The organism is Pseudonocardia zijingensis, from assembly GCF_042657305.1.
Classification (GTDB): Bacteria; Actinomycetota; Actinomycetes; order Mycobacteriales; family Pseudonocardiaceae; genus Pseudonocardia; species Pseudonocardia zijingensis.
Window position 1 is genome coordinate 1 of record NZ_JBHSKO010000002.1, and the last position, 16,182, is coordinate 16,182.

At 74.3% G+C, this 16,182-nt stretch carries 11 protein-coding genes; 6 read left to right on the forward strand and 5 right to left on the reverse strand.

The genetic code is table 11. From position 1 onward, the window contains the following. Window positions 1-226: 226 nt before the first annotated feature. Window positions 227-4,843, reverse strand: coding sequence for a glycosyltransferase (locus tag ACFPL3_RS04230; protein ID WP_379588395.1), 4,617 nt, complete (start codon window positions 4,841-4,843; stop codon window positions 227-229). A gap of 163 nt (window positions 4,844-5,006) precedes the next feature. Here ACFPL3_RS04230 and ACFPL3_RS04235 point away from each other — a divergent pair, with 163 nt between their 5' ends. Further along, window positions 5,007-5,297: a hypothetical protein gene (locus ACFPL3_RS04235; protein WP_343938379.1), complete on the forward strand. Its 291-nt coding sequence runs from the start codon at window positions 5,007-5,009 to the stop codon at window positions 5,295-5,297. 28 nt (window positions 5,298-5,325) lie between these two features. Beyond that, window positions 5,326-5,919, forward strand: a complete 594-nt coding sequence (locus ACFPL3_RS04240; protein ID WP_343938381.1) for a hypothetical protein — start codon at window positions 5,326-5,328, stop codon at window positions 5,917-5,919. A gap of 44 nt (window positions 5,920-5,963) precedes the next feature. Here ACFPL3_RS04240 and ACFPL3_RS04245 read toward each other — a convergent pair whose 3' ends face one another. After that, window positions 5,964-8,852: a helix-turn-helix transcriptional regulator gene (locus ACFPL3_RS04245; protein ID WP_343938383.1), complete on the reverse strand. Its 2,889-nt coding sequence runs from the start codon at window positions 8,850-8,852 to the stop codon at window positions 5,964-5,966. 301 nt (window positions 8,853-9,153) lie between these two features. On the opposite strand from ACFPL3_RS04245, the gene ACFPL3_RS04250 reads away from it, so the two are divergent. Continuing rightward, entirely contained in the window at window positions 9,154-9,735 is a 582-nt protein-coding gene (locus tag ACFPL3_RS04250) for a sigma-70 family RNA polymerase sigma factor (RefSeq protein WP_343938447.1), read from the forward strand. Window positions 9,736-9,889: 154 nt separating this feature from the next. On the opposite strand, the gene ACFPL3_RS04255 is transcribed toward ACFPL3_RS04250, so the two are convergent. Next, on the reverse strand, window positions 9,890-10,393 hold the full coding sequence (locus tag ACFPL3_RS04255) for a PaaI family thioesterase (protein ID WP_343938385.1): 504 nt from the start codon (window positions 10,391-10,393) through the stop codon (window positions 9,890-9,892). Between the two features lie 129 nt (window positions 10,394-10,522). Between ACFPL3_RS04255 and ACFPL3_RS04260 the strand changes: the two genes are divergently transcribed. Next, window positions 10,523-11,005: a winged helix-turn-helix transcriptional regulator gene (locus ACFPL3_RS04260; RefSeq protein WP_343938387.1), complete on the forward strand. Its 483-nt coding sequence runs from the start codon at window positions 10,523-10,525 to the stop codon at window positions 11,003-11,005. A gap of 5 nt (window positions 11,006-11,010) precedes the next feature. Here ACFPL3_RS04260 and ACFPL3_RS04265 read toward each other — a convergent pair whose 3' ends face one another. Both ACFPL3_RS04265 and ACFPL3_RS04270 read right to left on the reverse strand, forming a co-directional pair. Then, window positions 11,011-11,997, reverse strand: a complete 987-nt coding sequence (locus ACFPL3_RS04265) for a helix-turn-helix domain-containing protein (RefSeq protein ID WP_343938389.1) — start codon at window positions 11,995-11,997, stop codon at window positions 11,011-11,013. Between the two features lie 43 nt (window positions 11,998-12,040). After that, window positions 12,041-13,012, reverse strand: coding sequence for an alpha/beta hydrolase (locus ACFPL3_RS04270; protein ID WP_343938391.1), 972 nt, complete (start codon window positions 13,010-13,012; stop codon window positions 12,041-12,043). A gap of 186 nt (window positions 13,013-13,198) precedes the next feature. Here ACFPL3_RS04270 and ACFPL3_RS04275 point away from each other — a divergent pair, with 186 nt between their 5' ends. Together ACFPL3_RS04275 and ACFPL3_RS04280 are read left to right on the forward strand one after the other, a co-directional pair. Further along, window positions 13,199-14,071, forward strand: a complete 873-nt coding sequence (locus tag ACFPL3_RS04275) for a sulfurtransferase (protein WP_343938393.1) — start codon at window positions 13,199-13,201, stop codon at window positions 14,069-14,071. A gap of 111 nt (window positions 14,072-14,182) precedes the next feature. Then, on the forward strand, window positions 14,183-16,018 hold the full coding sequence (locus tag ACFPL3_RS04280) for a flavin-containing monooxygenase (RefSeq protein ID WP_343938395.1): 1,836 nt from the start codon (window positions 14,183-14,185) through the stop codon (window positions 16,016-16,018). Window positions 16,019-16,182 lie beyond the last annotated feature (164 nt).

Consider the following 16,182-nt stretch of genomic DNA (forward strand, 5'->3'; position numbering starts at 1 on the left):
CGGTTATCACCGCGGGAGAGCCGTCTAGGGTTGGACACCGACATCCTCCTGTCGTGGTTGGGACACCAAGCCCGAGCACCACAACAGGGGGATGTCCTCGTTTTCAACCACTCAGGCACTTACTAGGCGCGGCGCCCACCTCTTCCAGTGCCGGCAAGGTGGCTTTGCTGGCGTATTACGCCAGTAAAGCCACCTTGCCGGCATTCGTGGGGGCGCCCAGCCCGGACTACCTCCGCCGCCCCGCCGCCGAGCTGGGTCCGGCTTCGCCCTCGGGCACGCTGTCGTCGAACTTGATGTCGCTCGAGTCGGTCACGAAGTCGAGCTCTCCGAAGTAGCCGGCGGCGCCGGGTGCGACCTGCAGATCCCCCGTCCGGAAACCGCCCATCCCCCTCATCGCGGGATTGCTCCCGGGCGGCCCGCTGACGTGCTCGCCGATGAGCCGGTCCAGGTAGAGCGGTCCGGTGACCTGCGCCGCGGACTTCTTCACGTTGTCCGCCGCGGACGACTGGATCCTGTCGAGGTGCTCCTGGCGCGCCGTGTCCAGCCGGCCGCGCTGATCCTGGCTCAGGTCGGCAGCCGGGGTGTCGCCGAGCCCCAGGTCCTTGCGGGCGCGGTCCTCGGCCGCCTTGAGCACCGCCGGAGGCGGGTTGTCCCGGTCCGAGATGTTGATCTGGTCGGCGAGCCCGGGGCTGATGCTCATGTTGTTCAGGGCGTTGCCGATGAACCCGGACCCCGGCGGAGCGGCGATCATGTTGTTGTTGAAGCTGCCCATCCGCCACCGGAACTCGGCCGGTGTGGGCATCTCCGAGTCGGGCACACCCGCCAGCCCCTGCAGCTCCGCCAGCTGGGCGTTCGTCGAGTCCAGGCTCTTCTGGTCGCGGAACCCCGGGCCCAGCAACGGCACCGTGTTCTGGTCCATCGCCGGGGGTTCCCGGGTCAGGTCGATGCCGCCGGGCCCGATGTCGGTGTCGATGTACACCCCGCCCTGCTCGTGCAGCGCCTGGTACCGGACGATGTCCGACTTCATCGTGAAGATGCCGCGATCCTCGGCGAGCGACAGCAACTGCCCCGCACCCGAGCCCCGGTCGATGCCCAGGTCGCTCGCCGGGTCGCTCGAGGTGTTGACCACCGGCTTGCCGTCCGGCCCGGTCTCCTTGCCGAAGCTGTCGAAGAGGTGCCGGTTCGCGGCCATCGCCGAGGGGTCCGTGTAGATGTTGACCTCCCAGCCCGCTTCCTTCGCACGCTGCACCCAGTCCGCGAGGTTCTTCGCCCCGTCCGGCGGCATCTTGCCGCCGAACCACGCGAAGTGCAGCTTCTTCGGCACCGGGTGCGCGCCCGGCCCGGCCGCGCCCACCACCTCCCGAGGGGGCGGCGGGGCGGTCTCGTTGATGGAGGCCGTGCGGTTGCTCGAGAACCCGAGCCGGCCACCTCCGGTCTGCACCCCACCCAGCACGTCGCTGACCACCGGGGCGACGGTGCCGCCGTCGCGCAGCCGGTCCTCGAACGCCTGGCGTGCCTCGCTACCGCGCTGCGAGGCCCGGCTTCCTCGCGCCCCCGGGTTGTTGCGGCCGCGGCCCTCCACCTCGAACCGGGGCAACTGCTTGCCGGTGAGCAGCGCCCGCGCGATCTCGACCTTCTTCTGATCCGCGAACCGGTCGATGTCGGCACGCGCGGCGGGGGTGAGGGTGTTGCTCCCCTTCGGGAAGTCGACCCGGACGTCCTTCGGGGCCGGCCCCCCGGCCGGTCCGCTCCCGCCCGGTCCGCTGCCACTCGGTCCACCCCTACTCGGTGCGCTCCCGCCGCCGTCCGGCGACCGGTCCGAGGTGCGCCCGCGATCCGACCCGCCCGACCGCCCGGAGTCGCGGGCTCCGCCGGAGGGTCCGTCGGTTCCCCCGCCCAGCCCGCCGCCGGAGCGGCCCAGCGCCGCCAACCCGGCCCCGGCTGCAAGGGGGGCGCCGGCTGCCGCTGCGGTGGCCGGGTTCAGCCCGTCCCCGGTGAAGGTGACGGCCGGGGCACCGTCCGAACCGGACCCACCTCCCGCTGACGGATCCGAGCCCGGGGTCGGCCTGGGCGCCGGGAAGGTGGGCGGCCCCACGGCGTCGGAATCGGATCCGTCGATCCCACCCGACGGGCCGGAGCCCCCACCACCGCCCGCGGCGATCGGCACGACGTCGGGACCGGCCCCACCGCCGGAGCCGCCGTCGCCATCCGAGACAGCGGGCACAGGACCGCCGGAACCATCCGAGCCCGAACCGTCGTCGCCGGAACCCGGAACAGGGCCACGCCCGGGACGCCCACCGCCCGCGGCGCCGGTGTCGACGCCCGTGTCACTGTCGGAGTCGCTGCTGGTGTCGGTGTCGGTGCTCGTGTCGGTGTCGGCGCCGGAACCCGGATCGGGGTCACGGCCGGGGCCGCCACCCGCGGCTGCGCCGGAGCCGCCATCGCCGGCCCGGTCCGGACCCGCGCCGGCGCGCGAGTCGATGTCGCCACCGGCACCGGACCCATCGGGTCCCGAGCCGGATCGGGATTCGCCGACCTGGCTGGGATCGCCACCACCATCGCCCGAACCGACCTCGATGACCCGACCCGAGTTGGCGTCGACGGCAGGGCCGGATCCGCCGTCCGGCGCAGGCACCGGTGTCGGTGTCGGGCCCGGCGTCGGGGTCGGAGACGGCGTCGGTTCAGGCGACGAACCCGAGAGCCCACCGGGCGCGGGATCCGCACCCTCAGGACCGCCGGCAAGACCTGCACCACCCGCCGGCGCAGGGGTCGGGGCGGGCGACGGAACCGGGGACCCGCCCGGCGCGGGCTCCGAGCCAGCGGGATCGCCGGAGAGGCCGACAGCACCCGCCGGCGCCGGCGTCGGCGCGGGCGCCGGCGTCGACTCAGAGGGCCCACCCGGCGCGGGCTCCGAACCAGCCGGATCGCCGGCGAAGCCCGCACCGCCCACCGGCGCGGGCTTCGGCGTCGGCGCAGGAGACCCACCCGGCGCGGGCTCCGAACCCGCGGGATCGCCGGCAGGGCCGGCACCGCCGGCCGGCGCGGGCGTCGGTGTCGGCGTGGGAGCCGGCGCGGGGTCGAGGCCCGTGGAGGACTCGGCGCCGCCTGGCGCCGGGGCCGGCGGCTTGCCCACGGGACTCGGCGTCTCCCGCGTCGGATCGGCGTCGGCCGGCGCGCCCGCGCCGCCTGCACCCGCCAAGGGGCCGCCGCCGGCGGGAGCGGGGCCCGGCTGGTCACCGAGCGGCACTCCACCCGGCGGGGCGATGCCTGGCGCGGGTGCGGTGGTCCCCTCGCCGGCCTGCCCGGCACCGGGCGCTCCCTTGAACGGGATGGGCGGCGGCACCACGCCGCCGGGAGGCGGCGCGGCGGCTCCCGATGTCCCGGGGTCGCCGAGCGGCCCGCGGGGCACGGGAGACGGCTGCTCCTCGGTGCCCCCCGCTCCGCCGGGCGAGCCGACCGGGCCCGGCCGCCCCACCCCGCCTGCGGGCGGGACCGCGACGGGCGCACCGCCACCGGCCGCAGCCCCGGACGCACCGCCGCCGGAGCCGCCGCCGGAGCCGCCGTCGTTGGAGCCGGCGCCGTCGGAGACCTCGTCGTCGTCGAGACCGCGCGTGCCTCCGTCGCCGCCGAGGGGGTCCGGGCCGTCCGTACCGCCGCCCCCTCCGGCGCCGCCGCCCCGTCCGCCGCGCCTGCCGCCGATGGCCTGCCCGGCCTCGCCGACGCCGGCGATGCCACCACCGACCGCGGCGCCGATGGCTCCGCCGGTCAGGATGTCCTGCGCGTCGAGCTCCTCGCCGTTGATGAGACTCGCCGCGGCGCCGCCTGCGGCTTCGAAGCCGAACTCCTGGGCTGCCTCGCTCGCGACCCGGCCGCCGGCCCGGACGGCCTCCCCGGCGCGGCTGCCCCCGCTCGCGGCCGCGGCGCCGATGTCCGCGGTCTGGTTGGCGACGTCGTCGGCGACGTTGCCCGGGCGCGAGATGAAGAAGGAGCCCTTCCCGATTCCCCGCACCTGGTTTCCGAATCTGGTCAGGTTCGCAAGCCCCGGTAGGGCCCGGGCCGCCAGTCCGATACCGCCGAGCGCGACCCCGACCAGGCCGACGACGAACGAACCTATGTCGAATTCACCGGTCGCCACCGTCATCAAGGCGGTCGACAGGCCGAACACCACAGCACCGAGGGCGAGACCCACCACCGGGAACACGAGGGACACGAGGCCCACGACGACCGAGATGATGATCTGGATGAAGGGGTTGTCAGCGAAGAAGTCGGCGATCTTCTCGAAGAAGCTGCGCTCGGGCACGGTGCCGACCGCGCGCAGGGTCGAATCGAAGGTGGCCGCGGCGCGGTCGCGCATCTCCTTGGCGTCCTGGGCGAGGCGCTTCGCCGCACCGAGTTCGGCCGCGGCGTCGTCGATCCGGGCCTGCTGGGTCCGGGTGGCGTTCCGCGCCTCGATGGAGGCGTCGGCGGGCAGCGGCGGGAGGGTCGAGGTGGCCAGGGTGGCCACCGGCCCGGCCTGGTCCATCGCCCGGTCGATCTGGGACTGCGCGTCGGCCAGCGCGTCGGCGTAGACGCGGAAGGCGTCGGCGGCGTCGTGGAACGACTCGGCCGTCTTCTGCAGCTTCGGCGGGTAGCTGTCGCCGATCTTCTTGCGCAGCGCCTCCATGGCCTCGCCCTTGCCGTTGGCCATGGCGCCGCTGTTGATCGCGTTGAACGCCGCTTCGGCGTCGTCGCCGACGGCGGTGAACGTCGGCACCACCTCGGCCAGGATCAGTTCCGGCTTGCCTGGCGTCGGGTCGGACTCGAACCCCAGCACGCTGAATCCGGTGGTGTGTCGCCGCGGCATCCGAGTTTCCTCCGGCCTCAAGGTCCGCTCGTCACGGAGCCCGCTCCCGGGCCCGTCTCCCGATCACACGCGCCGGGAGGGCCGGAGGGTTCTGCGCGCCGGTGAACCGCGCGGGCGGCCCGGCGCGTGTGATCGGGGACGCCGACGGAGTGGAAGGACATCCATGGCCGAGATCATTGTGCCCGGCGACGAGATCGAGGCGGCCGCGAAGAACATCCAGCAGGTCATCGACCTGTTCGACAGCACGTCGACGGACGTGCCGTCCCTTCGCGAGGCGCTCGGGGACGATCCGGCGGTCACGGGCGCCGCGGAGGACTTCAAGGGGCGCTGGGACGACGGCCGCACCCAGCTGCGTGACGAGGGCGCCGACATCGTCGACGCGCTCAAGCAGACGCTGCAGCACTTCACCGACGTCGACAACCAGATCGCCGACGGTCTGTCGGCCGACGCCTGAGCACGATCATCGAGACCGGGAGACCGACGTGACGTCGACAGCCGCACCCCCGCGCCCCGCCGAGTTCGTCATCGAGGTGCCCGACCACTGGGCGCGCTTCGACCTGGGCGACGACGAGCTGGCGAAGGCGCGCAAGGCCGCGCTCAAGGAGGCGAGGACACCGGTCGACCGGATGCGCGCCGAGGACCTGTTCCGGCAGGCGCGTGCGCTCAACCGGGCCGCCCGCAAACGCGGCGCGCTCTGGGGTGCGGGAACGGCGACGGTCTACGACGACGCGCTCTTCATGGGGCACGTGATGGTGTTCGCCGTGCACCCGCCCGACGGCCAGGCGTTCGACCCTGCCGAGCTGGCCCGCGCGGGCGACTCGACCGAGCACCCGCGGTCGGTGTTCCCGGTGGAGCTGCCGAACGCGGGCTCGGCCGTGCGCGTGGTCGGCACCGAGCGGGTGGTGGTGACCAAGCAGGACCAGGTGGAGATGCTCACCCACCACACGTTGATCCCGATCCCGGGCGGGGGGCGTGACGTCTTCATGGTCACGTGCTGCAGCCCGAACCTCCCGCTGGCCGATCCGGTCTACGAGCTCTTCGACGCGATCGCCTCGACGTTCCGGTTCCTGAACTGAACGGCCGCGTCGGCGCGCCGGGGTGGGGCGCGCGCCTCGTCATCTCACCGGAGCAGGCCGGGGAGGTCGCGCCGCGACCGCGCCCCGAGCTTGCGGTACACCGACCTGAGGTGGTTCTCGACGGTGCGGATGCTCAGGTGCAGCTGTTCGGCGACCGCCCGGTTGGAGTCACCGTTGGCGACGAGTTCGGCCACCGCGCGCTCGCTCGGCGACAGCGTGGGCCGGACGTCGCCGGCGGGCACAGGCGACCGGGAGATGCGGGCCGCCCGGTCCGCCCACCACAGCTGCCCGCACTGCAACAGGATCGCTCGAGCGCGGTCGGCCGTCTCGCTCGCCCGTGCCGGGTCGCGGGCCACGAGGGCCTCGGCCAGCACCACCAGGCTGCGCCCGAGCTCGGGCAGGCGTTCGGTGTGGCTGTGGTGCTCCACCGCCGCTTCGGCGAACGCCACCACGGCGGCCTCGTCGCCCCGCTCCTGCGCGACGCGCGCCCTGATCCGGCACGCACACCCCTGCGCGATCGAGCGGAAGCCGGGGTTGGCCGCCTCCACGAGCGTGCGGGCCACCTCCTCGGCGCCCTCGAGGTCACCGCTGGCGGCGAGGGCGTATCCCAGGTCGACGTCGACCCCCAGGCGGGCCGCCGGGTTCGTCCGGCCCCGCCGGTGGTTGAAGTCCAGGAAGGTCCGGAGGTGTTCCACCGCGTCGCCGAACCGGTACTCGTACAGCGCCAGCTGGCCGCGGAGGTACTCGCGCACCACGTCCGACCGGTCGGACGGGGCGACGCCGTCGGCGTCGAGGGCGGCGAGCATGGTCCGGGTGCTGCAGAACTCCCCCCGCGCGATGTGCAGCATCCCGCGCATGCAGACGATCACCGCCGCCTCGGGAGCGTCCGGGTCGACGATCCGGTCGACCTCCTGCAGGTGCGCCGCGCACCTCTCGCTGCGCCCGCACACCAGCTCGAGGTAGCCGCTCACGGTGCCCGCGATGATCACGACGCTGTCGTCGCCCGCGGCGAGAGCGGCCTCCCGCACGCGCTCCAGGAGGGTCCGGGCGGGGGCGATGTCGTCGGAGGCGACCATCACCATCGCCCGGAGGACGTCGGTGGGCATGCCGAGCAGCTCGCGGGGCACGGAGCGTTCCAGCGCGGCACGGCAGAGGACCAGGTCGTCGGCGGGCTCTCGGCCCGACATGTACTCGGCCTCGATGAGGTGCCCGAGCGCCCAGTGCTGGAGGGAGGCGGCGCTGCGGGCGGCGGCCGTGGCGTCCACCGCCGCGCGGGAGGCCTCCACGGAACGCTCGTCGCCGTAGAAGGAGTGCGCCCGCAGGGTCAGCAGCAGGGCCGCCCGACGCGCGCGGCGGTGCGGGTCGATGTCGTCGGGCAGCTCCTCGAGCAGTTTCCGGACGTGGGCCACGGCTTGGCGGCCGAACAGCCTGCCCGCGGTGTCGGCGAACAGCGGCACGACCTCGTCGAGCAGGTCGGGGTCGAGCGAGGCCAGGTCGACGAGGCCGAACTGCCGGTGCGCGGTGAGCAGCTCCGCGGCCCGGTAGTGGTACCGGGCCGACCGGATGAGACGGGTCTGCCGATAGGGGTCGGCGGCGTCGGAGTTGGTGAACGCCTGGTCGGCGAAGCGGGCGGCCGCGGCGATGGCACCCCGGCGGGCGGCGGCGAGCGCCGCGGCGTCGAGGGTGGCGAGCAGGTCGCCCCGGTCCTCGGTGTCGCCTCCCGGGTCGCCGGGCCCCGCGTAGATCGTCCTGGCGGCCAGCATGTGGTGGGCACGGGCCTCCGGTGCGGTGCTCGACTCGGCCAGCCGCAGGTGCAGGCGCCTGCGCCGGAAGCCGGGGATCGACGCGAGCAGCGCGGTGCCGATGAGCGGGTGCGCCGGGAGGAACCGGCCGCCCCGCGCCACGACGAGGTCGGTCGCCAGCGCGAGGTCGAGCAGCTGCCCCGGGTCGTCCGCCGACGGGTCGTCGAGCGCTCGTACGACGTCCGAGGGCGACGGGCGGCCCATGGCCGCGATCACCTCCACCGTCTCGCGCACGCGCGGCGGGAGTGCGGCGACCCGTTCGGTGACGAGCGAGGTGACGGAGGGGGCGAAGCCGTCGTCGGACTCGGGTTCCGGCGGTCCCGGCACCCGTCTCGCCTGGGCCAGTTGCAGCGCCCAGAAGGGGTTCCCGCCGGTGCTGTCGGCGAGGTCCTGCGCCTGCTCCGCCGACACCGGCGTGCCGGACGCCGCGGCCAGCACGTGGCGCATCGCGGCCGGGCTCAAGGGCCCGACGTACACGGTGTCGGCCGCCGGGAGCGCGTCGAGCAGAGCGCTGCCCGTGGGGCCGCCCTGGGGCGGCCACCACGGCGACGGGGTGCGGATCGCGAGGAGCAGGCGCAGCGGCCGGCCCCAGAGCCGCCGCACCGCATAGGCGAGGCACCGCTGGGTCTCCAGATCGGTCCACTGGAGGTCGTCGATCGCCAGGACGAGGGGTTCGTCGTCGACCGCGGACCGCAGGAGCGCCAGCACGCTGACCGCCAGCACGCGCGGGCTCGGCTCCGGGAGGTCGGATCGGCGCAGCAGCGCGCAGGCGAGCGCGTCGCGGTGCAGGTCCGACAGCTGCCCGCCGTACTGGTCGAGCAGCTCGCCCAGCAGGTCGTCGAGGCCCACGCACGGCAGGTCCACTTCGGCCTCGCTGCTGACGGTGGTGACGAGGCGCAGTCCCGCGGCACGTGCCGCCGCGAGGCCGGCGGTCCAGATGCTCGTCTTGCCGATCCCGGCCTCTCCGGCCACCACGATCGCCTGCGCCGCCCTGGGGTCGGTGATGCGGGCGACGCGGGCGAGCTCGCGGTCCCGGCCCCACAGGCGTCGCCGTGGCCGCAGGCCCCCGGGCGGACCCGCGGTGAGCGGTGGCGGTTTCCCCGTGGAGAGGCAGAAGCGGACGTCACTCATCGCCGGGAGCAGGCCCGGCGATTCGCCGTGGCCGAAACTTTCGCCGTTTTCGGCAATGAGGTCTCCGCACGAAGAGTCCACCGGATGCAGGCTACCGACAGCCGGATGAGCCGGAACGCCGGTGCGGCGAGGGGTACCCGGTAGCCGGGGAACGGAACTCCACTCAAATCGGACACGGCCGCTAGGTGTGAGCGCTACCGCAGGAGATGAGTGGTGAATGACGGTGCGAACGGGTCGCGAACGCGGAGTCTGAGATCAAGACCGGCCGTCACCGCGGCCGCTGAACGCTCAGGAGTTCGTCATCCCTACCGCCTCGTCGGATTCGGCATCCCGAGTCCAGCAGTACCCCTCGTCACCGCAGAGCACGTGGCAGGAACAGTGGCGATCCCACCGCGCGGACATCGTCCGATACGCCACCGCCCTGTGCAGCGGTGACCACCACGCCGGTGAGGACGTCGCCCAGGAGACGGCCATCAGGCTCTGGCAACGGCCGTGGGTGCTCGAGAGCGAGCAATCGCTGAGCGGCTGGCTGCGCACCGTCGCCCGCAACATCGTGATCGACCGCGCCCGGCGGCGGGCCGCCCGCCCGCCCGAGGTGCTCTCGGTGATGCAGCACGAGCCGGCCGTCGCGGACACCGCGGACGACGTGGTGGCGGAGCTCGCCGTGGACGCCCTGCTCAGCGGCTTGAGCCCGGCACACCGCGACGCGCTCCGGGAGGTCTACGCACGCGACCAGGGCGTCGTCCGCGCGGCCGCCCGGCTCGGCATCCCGGTGGGCACCGTGAAGTCCCGCTGCCACCACGCCCTGCGCGACCTGCGCCGCCGCACCGCGGATCGCCGCGCCGCCGGCAAGGACGCCGGGAAGCCCGGCGCCGTGGCGTGATCCGCTGAACCGGCGCACTTCTCCGGTTGTTCATCAGATGCGGAACCAGGGCAATTGTGGCGTGCGGTGGGTGACCCGCGAAGTGCGGATCGGGAATTGTCACAGCGGAGCCGGGAAACCGCTCCGCTGGACTTCCGACAGCGGAGAACGGGCGTCAGGAGTGAATCAGCAGGCAGCTGCTGGTGGCGGTGGCCAGCAGCCTGCCCGCGCCGTCCTCGAGTCGGGCATCGGCGAGGGCGGTGCGGCGGCCGAGGTGGGTGACCGTGCCGGTGCAGGTGACCGTGCCGGTGGTGACGCGGATCGGGCGCAGGAATCGGACGGACAGGTCCGAGCTGGTGTAGCCGGTGCCTGCCGGGAGCATCGAGTGCACTGCGCAGCCCGCGGCCGAGTCGAGCAGCGTGGCGTAGATTCCGCCGTGGACCGAGCCGATCGGGTTGTAGTGGAACTCCGCCGGCTCGAGGACGAACACCACCTTCCCCGCCTCGACGGACTCCAGCCGCGTGCCGATGAGCTGTGCGATCGGCGGGGATGGCACGGTGCCGTCGGCGAGGGCCTGGATGAACTCCAGCCCGGTCCGTTCGCGGGCCAGCGCCGCCGTCTTCTCGGGGTCGTCCCAGGTCACGGTCCGGGTCCGGACCGGCTCTCGCTCGTGCTGCATCCGCGGCTCCACGCCCGCACCGTAACAGGCTGACTTTGGGTTTACAAAGCCATCGTCGCGGCGCGGTCGCCCTCTACTCGTGAAGCGTCTGACTACGGAGGAGCGTAGCCATCCGGTAGCGTCGACGCCGTGACACTGCAGCTGAGCGGGCGCATGGCCCGGGCCGAGCGCACGGAGGCAGGCGACGCCTGCCCCATCGAGCGGTCGATCTCGCTCATCGGGCGCAGGTCGACGGTGCTGCTGCTGCGCGAGGCCTCCTACGGCACGTCGCGGTTCGACGACTTCGTCCGGCGCACCGGGCTCACCGAGTCGGTCACCGCCGACCAGCTGCGCAGGCTCGTGGCGGAAGGCCTGCTCACCAAGCACCCGTACCGGGAGCCGGCCCAACGGCAGCGGTTCGAGTACGTCCTCACGGAGGCCGGCCACGACCTCGTGCCGATCCTGCTCGCCCTCGGGTCGTGGGGCGAGAAGCACCGCCCCCGGTCGCACCGGATCCGCCTGGTGCACGCCGACTGCGGCGCCCCGATCCACGTGGAGGTCCGCTGCGAGGCGGGGCACGCGCCCCCCGAGTCCGAGGTGGCGGTCGTCCTGGAGGACCGGCCGGCGACGTAGCGGGCTCAGCGGCGCAGCAGCCGCTCGGCGAGGGCCATCTGCAGGCGCAGGCGCCCGGCCGGCTGCCGGACGTCCCACCCGAGCAGCCGCTCCGCGTGGTCGAGGCGGTCCTGCAGCGTCGAGTGGTGCACGAACAGCGCCGCCGCGGCCGCGCGGATGCTGGCGCTCGCCGCGTAGCGCGTGAGCGTCAGCACGAGGTGCGGGATCTCCTCGGCCGCCCGGCGCAGCGACCGCAGGTCGGCCGTGGGCGGGGCGCCCGCGTCGACGGCGGCGGCGATCAGCTCCAGCCCTCCGAGGTCGTCGGCGTGCACGACCCGGGCACCGGGGTCGTCGGCCGTGTCGTCGGCGCTGAACCGCAGCGCCGTGCGGGCCCGGGCGGCCGAGATGGGCAGGTCGGGCGCGTCCACGGCGGTACCGACGCCGAGCCGCGGCGCGTCCGGAAGCGGTGCGCCTGCGGCCACGACCTGCACGTGGCCCCCTGGCCAGGCGACGACGAGCGCGCGGGCGCCCGCGGGCAGCCCCAGCTCCCGGTAGGCGCGCAGCCGCTCGTCCACCAGGACGTGGGGGTCCACGACGACCTCGACCACCGCGCAGTCCGGGCCCGGCGACGGCCCCGGACGGCGGACCCGGCTGATCACCAGCTCGGCGAGCATCGCGGCGCGTTCGAGGACCATGTCGTCCACGAGCGAGGCCCGCCGGTCGGTCTCGAGCACGACGCGGCCGGTGCCGTCGGGGCCGACCGGGTGCCACCGCCACCGCGGGTCCGGCGGATCGGCGTGCGCGGTGCGGACGCCGTCCGGCTCCACGCGCACCTGGATGCGCCGCGACGGGTCGACGAGGCGGGCGGGCACGCCGGCGAGGACGGCCGCGCCGCGCACCACCTGCTCCAGCCCGGCCCGCGACTGCGCCAGCCGGTCGAAGTAGGCGATGACGTCGATCGCGGCCCCCGCGGACTCGTCGACCGCCGCGAGCCGACCGGCAAGGTTCTGCACCGAACCCACTCCTCTCGTCCGCCGAGGCGCGCCCGCGCCACGGTCACTCGCCGAGCAACCGCCGCAACCAGTGCAACCGGGCCTGCCGCGCCCGCTGCGAGAGCTCGGCCTGCGGGGCCAGGAAGTCGAAGCCGTGGAAGGCGCCGGGCCACACGTGCAGCTCGGCCTCGCCGCCCGCCGCCCAGATGCGCCCGGCGTACTCGACGACCTCGTCGCGGAACGTCTCCGCCGACCCCACGTCGAGGAAGGCGGGCGGCAGCCCCGCCAGGTCCCGCTCCCGCGCCGGCACGGCGTAGCGCGGCGCGTCCGCACCCGGCCGGCCCGCCAGCCACGCCGACCAGCCCGTGGCGTTGGAGATCCCGTCCCACACCCCGATGCCGGCCATCTGGCGCACGGACACGGAGTCGTTGCGGTCGTCGAGCATCGGGTACATGAGCAGCTGCCCCAGCACCTCGACGTCGCCCCGGTCGCGCGTGAGCTGCGCGAGCGCCGCGGCGAGGGTGCCGCCCGCGCTGCCACCGGCGAGGACGATCCGGCGGGCGTCGCCCCCGATCTCGCCGGCGTGCTCGTGGACCCACCGCAGGCCGGCGTGGGCGTCGTCGAGCCCGGCCGGGAACGGGTGTTCCGGGGCGAGCCGGTAGCCCACCGACACCACGATCAGGCCGAGCTCACGGGCCCATTCGAGGACGAGGTCGACCCCGAACCGGTTGTTGCCCATGATCAGCCCGCCGCCGTGGGTGTGGTAGACGACCGGCCGCAGCCCCACCGCGTCGCGCGGCCGGATCACGAGCAGCGGGACGTCCTGGCCGCCCTCGGGCCCGGGCACGGCGAGCTCCTCGACGTCGTACGTGCCGTCGGCGGCCAGGTCCGCGACCGAGGGGACCCCCTCCAGCAGCGCCGCGCGCGCGTCGGCCAGGGTGTCGGGGGTGATGCCGGTCGCCACCGTGTCCTGGCCGGTGGCGGCGAGGGCCGCCGCCAGTTCCGGGTCGAAGGGCGGCGGGGCGATCGTGGTCATGGGGTCCTCCTGGTGGGCCGGTTGCCGACGGCTCCACGGTGGTCCGGGAGCCCTCTGACCGGCATCCCGCCGCCGCGGGGGAAGAACCCGCCACCCGGCGGGTTCGCCGCCCGGACCGGCGCCGGCGGCCACGACCGGCCGTAGCGTCGAGCCGGCACCCCGCCGCGCCGACCACCCGGAGGAACCGTGACGAGCGCTCCCGCCCTGCCCCCGCTCCTGTCCGCCACCGAGCTGCACGCCGTGCTCGACCGGCCCGGCCTGCGGGTCCTCGACGCCTCCACGGAGCTGGTGCTCGATCCCGGCGCAGGACGGTACGTCGCCACACCACAACGGGACGCCTACCACGCCGCCCACATTCCCGGGGCGGTCTTCGCCGACGTCGTGCACGACCTCGCCGACCCGCGCGCCGAGCTCGCGTTCACCGTCCCCGGCCCGGACCGGTTCGCCGAGCAGGTCGGGTGGCTCGGCGTCGGCGACACCACGCAGGTGGTCGTCTACGCATCCGGCGGCGCGTGGGCCACCCGGCTCTGGTGGCTCCTGCGGCTGCACGGCCTGGACCGGGTGTCGGTGCTCGACGGCGGCTTCCAGGCCTGGCAGGCGGCCGGGCTGCCCGTCGAGTCGGGTGCCGTGGAGGTCGCGCCCGCCACGTTCACCCCGGCGCCACGGCCCGAGCTCCTCGCCACGATCGACGAGGTGGCGGCCCTGCCCGGCAGCGGCGGCTGCCTCGTCAACGCCCTCGACCCGGCGACGTTCCGCGGGGAGCAGCCGGTGAACCCCTACCCCCGCCGCGGCCGCATCCCGGGCAGCGCCAACCTGCCCTTCGACAGCCTCCTCGACCCGGGCACCGGCCGGTTCCGGCCCGTGGCCGAGATGGCCGAGCTGCTCGGCGCGGCCGGCCTCCTCGGCCCCGGCCGCGCGGTGACCTACTGCGGGGGCGGCATCGCCGCGACTCTGCCCGCCTTCGCCGCGTTCGTCGCCGGGAAGCCGGACGTCGCCGTGTACGACGGCTCGCTGTCGGAGTGGACCGCCGACCCGGACCGGCCGGTCGAGCTCGGCTGACGCGAGCTGCAGCGCGCGTGCAACGTCTTGTTGCGGGTCGCCGTTCCGGTTTCAGTCCTGTCCGGACACGGACCGGCGTCGCGTCGGAGCGACACGGACAGGGAGGCCCGCATGACACGCACCGTCACCATCGCCGAGGACGCTGCCGAGAACCCGGGGCGTTCCCCCGCACGGCGACGGGTCGAAGCCTGGCTCGCCGACTTCGAGGCCGCACTCGCCGCCCGGGACGCCACGCGCGCAGCCGCGTTGTTCGCGCCGGCCTGCTTCTGGCGCGACCTGGTCTCCTTCACGTGGAACCTCGTGACGGTGGAGGACCGCGACGGGGTGGCGGACCTGCTCCGCGCGACGATGGACGGGACCGACGCGCGGGACTTCCACGTCACCGAGGAGCCCACCACGGCGGGCGAGGTCGTGGAGGCGTGGATCGGGTTCCGGGCGAGCGCCGGGCGGGGCCGCGGGCACCTCCGGCTCACCGACGAGGGCGCCTGGACCCTCCTCACCACCCTCCACGAGCTCACCGGCCACGAGGAGCCGATGGGCGAGCGCCGCCCGGCCGGTGCCGAACACGGCGTGCGGCGCGACCGCGTGACGTGGGCCGAGTCCCGGCGCGCCGAGTCCGAGGGGTTCGGCCGCACCCACCAGCCCTACGTCGTGGTGATCGGAGGTGGCCAGGCCGGGATCACGCTCGGCGCCCGGCTCCGGCAGCTCGGCGTGCCGCACGTGGTCGTCGACCGGTACGCACGACCCGGCGACCAGTGGCGCAGCCGGTACAAGTCGCTGTGCCTGCACGACCCCGTCTGGTACGACCACCTGCCCTACCTCGACTTCCCCCGCAACTGGCCGGTGTACACGCCGAAGGACAAGATCGCGGACTGGCTGGAGATGTACACGACGGTCATGGAGGTGACGTACTGGTCCTCGACCACGTGCACCACGGCGTCCTTCGACGAGCGCGCGCAGGAGTGGTCGGTGGTCCTCGACCGGGACGGCGAGCAGGTCACCCTGCGGCCCCGCCACCTGGTGCTCGCCACCGGCGTGTCCGGGAAACCGGACATCCCGGTGCTCCCCGGCCAGGACACCTTCGCCGGCGAGCAGCAGCACAGCTCGCAGCACCCCGGGCCCGACGCCTACCGGGGCCGGAAGGTCGTGGTGATCGGGTCGAACAACTCGGCCTTCGACATCTGCGGGGCGCTGTGGGAGGTCGGCGCCGACGTGACGATGGTGCAGCGATCGAGCACGCTCATCGCCCGGTCGGAGTCGCTCATGGAGTTCGCGCTCGCGGGTCTGTACTCCGAGCAGGCCCTCGCGGCGGGGATCACCACGGAGAAGGCCGACCTGACGTTCGCCTCGCTGCCGTACCGGATCCTGCCGTCCTTCCAACAGCCGATCTACACCGCGATCAGGGAACGTGACCGGGAGTACTACGACCGGCTCGCGGCCGCGGGGTTCTGGCTCGACTGGGGGGAGGACGACTCCGGGCTGTTCATGAAGTACCTCCGCCGCGGCTCGGGCTACTACATCGACGTCGGTGCGGCGGACCTGGTCGCGCGCGGGGACGTGAAGCTCGCCCACGGTCAGGTGAGCGAGCTCGACGAGGACGCGGTCGTGCTCGCCGACGGCACGCGGCTCGAAGCCGATCTCGTCGTCTACGCCACCGGCTACGGATCCATGACCGGATGGGCGGCGGACCTCATCGGCCCGGAGGTCGCCGACCGGGTCGGGAAGGTGTGGGGCCTCGGTTCGGGCACCGCGAAGGACCCCGGTCCGTGGGAGGGCGAGCTGCGCAACATGTGGAAGCCCACGCGACAGGACGGCCTCTGGTTCCACGGCGGCAACCTCCACCAGTGCCGCCACTACTCGCAGTACCTCGCCCTGCAGCTCAAGGCCCGGTTCGAGGGGATCCCCACGCCCGTCCACGGCGTGCCCGACGTCCACCACACGCGGTGAGCCACCGCGGCGTCGCGCTGTGGTGGCGGGTTGCGGCGCGGCTGCGCTTCGCACCACCCGTGCCGCAGCGCGGGAGCGCTCGCGGCGGTGTAGGTGGCCGATTAGGTGTTCCGCCCGTCCCGCTCCGTGGGCGTGCCGGGGAGAGTTCTCCCGTCGACGGGGCC

Excerpts from the sequence above, each read along its gene's own strand:
- ACFPL3_RS04230 (WP_379588395.1), bottom strand. The coding sequence starts at position 4,843 with ATGCCGCGGCGACACACCACCGGATTCAGCGTGCTGGGGTTCGAGTCC.
- ACFPL3_RS04235 (WP_343938379.1), top strand. The coding sequence starts at position 5,007 with ATGGCCGAGATCATTGTGCCCGGCGACGAGATCGAGGCGGCCGCGAAG.
- ACFPL3_RS04245 (WP_343938383.1), bottom strand. The coding sequence starts at position 8,852 with ATGAGTGACGTCCGCTTCTGCCTCTCCACGGGGAAACCGCCACCGCTC.
- ACFPL3_RS04255 (WP_343938385.1), bottom strand. The coding sequence starts at position 10,393 with ATGCAGCACGAGCGAGAGCCGGTCCGGACCCGGACCGTGACCTGGGAC.
- ACFPL3_RS04270 (WP_343938391.1), bottom strand. The coding sequence starts at position 13,012 with ATGACCACGATCGCCCCGCCGCCCTTCGACCCGGAACTGGCGGCGGCC.
- ACFPL3_RS04280 (WP_343938395.1), top strand. The coding sequence starts at position 14,183 with ATGACACGCACCGTCACCATCGCCGAGGACGCTGCCGAGAACCCGGGG.